This window comes from Methanocrinis sp. (assembly GCF_049974945.1).
Taxonomy (GTDB): Archaea; Halobacteriota; Methanosarcinia; order Methanotrichales; family Methanotrichaceae; genus Methanocrinis.
This window is the reverse complement of the sequence record NZ_JBNGCU010000181.1, coordinates 1-1681: the sequence shown is the minus strand read 5'-3', so window position 1 is coordinate 1681 and position 1681 is coordinate 1. Positions and strand designations below refer to the sequence as shown.

Genomic DNA, 1681 nt, shown 5'->3' with positions numbered 1-1681 from the left:
TGGGCGGAAGGGTGCGAAAAAACAAACATCGTGAGATCGGCTGGCACCCCGTCAGCCTGACGCCGGAGGGGTCGAGATCGGATATATTCGGCGTCCTCCCCGAGAGGTTCGTCGCCCTCCACTGGCACGGCGACACCTTCGAGATCCCGCCCTACGCGGTCTGGACGACGAAGAGCGAGGCTTGCAAAAATCAGGCCTTCCAGCTCGGAAGGGCCATCGGCCTGCAGTTCCACCTGGAGGCGACGGCTGAAGGGATAGAGAGCCTCATCAGATACTGCTCCGACGAGCTCTCCGGCGGCGGCGAGTTCGTCCAGGCTGCAGAGGAGATCCTCGCCGGCTTCGACGCCATCCCCGAGATGAACGGGCTCATGTTCCGATTTCTGGACGAGGTGGAGAGGCGGTACGGCGTTTAAGATCGCTTTTTATCTTCACCTTATTTTTGATTTGATCGGACCCTCCGCTTTTTAGCCTCCGCCATGAAAATCCCGAAGAGGAAGGCCAAGCCGACGTTGGTGAAAAGTGCTATGAGGGCCATGCTTCCTGTGAGAAGGGGCGCGTCCGTCTTCAGGCCGCATCTTCCAAGCTCCAGGGCGACGAAGAGGAGGAGAGCCCCGAAGAGGCCGATGGGGAGAAGGGCCAGGGCCTCGGGACCGGCAAAAAAGAACGCCACGAAGAGGAGGAGGATCCCCCCGATGACGGTCGCCAGCCCCGTCTCGGCACCGAACCGGCGGTGGGCCGCAAGGCCGCCCGCCCCGTGGCACAAAGGAAACCCGCCGAAGGGGACGGAGACTAGGTTCATGAGCCCCATGGTGACGCAGAGATGGTCCGGCTCGATCCGTTTCTTGAAGAGGTCCTCGGCGGTGAGGGCCGTCGCCACTGTGGCGTTGGTGAGGGTGAGGGGGATCTGGGGAAAGACGAGGTGCCAGCCTGACCAGAGAAAGTCGGCGAGATCTGGGAGGGGCAATAGATCGATCGATACGGTCTGGCTCTCGGGCACACCTATTGTGAAGAGGCCGTATCCGATGCCGACGGCGAAGACGGCGAGGGTGGAAAGGTCGGGGATTCCTCTCCGACTTTTGGCGACGAGAAAGAGGAGAACGATGCCGATGGAAACCGACGAGAAGAGGAGGTCCTGGCTGATGAAAACTAGCGACGTCCTGAGAAGGACAAGCCCGAGGCCCAGCTGAACCCCGCGGACGACGCTCTCCGGAATCAGGCCCTGCAGCTGCTCAAATCCCCGGAAAAGCCCCAGGGCTAAAAGCGCCGCCCCCAGGACCATCCCCGAGGCCGCGATCTCTCCAGAAGTCAGCTCTTCGGCGATGGCGATGGCCCCGATAGCCTTCATCGGCTCTACAGACATCGGAATTCCGTAATGGAGCCCCATGACGATGTACCAGAGGCCGAAGAAGAGGAGGGCGGGTCCCAGGTCCACCTCCGAGACGAGGGCCGCTCCCAGGACGATCGGAAGGACCGTCCCGAAGTTTCCCATCGATCCAGAGATCTCGGCGAGGATCGGGTTTGAGCTGTACGATTTATCGGGCTCGTTCATAGACTGAATAAACTTATGGATTGCACGCTATATGTTCATGACGCCGTGGCTGAAAGTATACTTCGCTTCACTCAAACTTCGGAGCTGGAAACCGAAAGATTCTAAAAAGAATAGTCGGAAACCAGAGTATAT

The 1681-nt window shown here is 59.8% G+C and carries 2 protein-coding genes; one reads left to right on the top strand and one right to left on the bottom strand.

Translation table 11 applies throughout. The features are described from left to right. A partial coding sequence (locus ACP5EL_RS10350) for a type 1 glutamine amidotransferase (protein ID WP_428402431.1) occupies positions 1-413 on the top strand: 413 nt, incomplete at its 5' end. A gap of 20 nt (positions 414-433) precedes the next feature. Here ACP5EL_RS10350 and ACP5EL_RS10345 read toward each other — a convergent pair. Then, positions 434-1549 (bottom strand): putative sulfate/molybdate transporter, encoded by a 1116-nt coding sequence (locus tag ACP5EL_RS10345; protein ID WP_428402430.1) that lies wholly within the window; start codon positions 1547-1549, stop codon positions 434-436. Between the last annotated feature and the right edge of the window lie 132 nt (positions 1550-1681).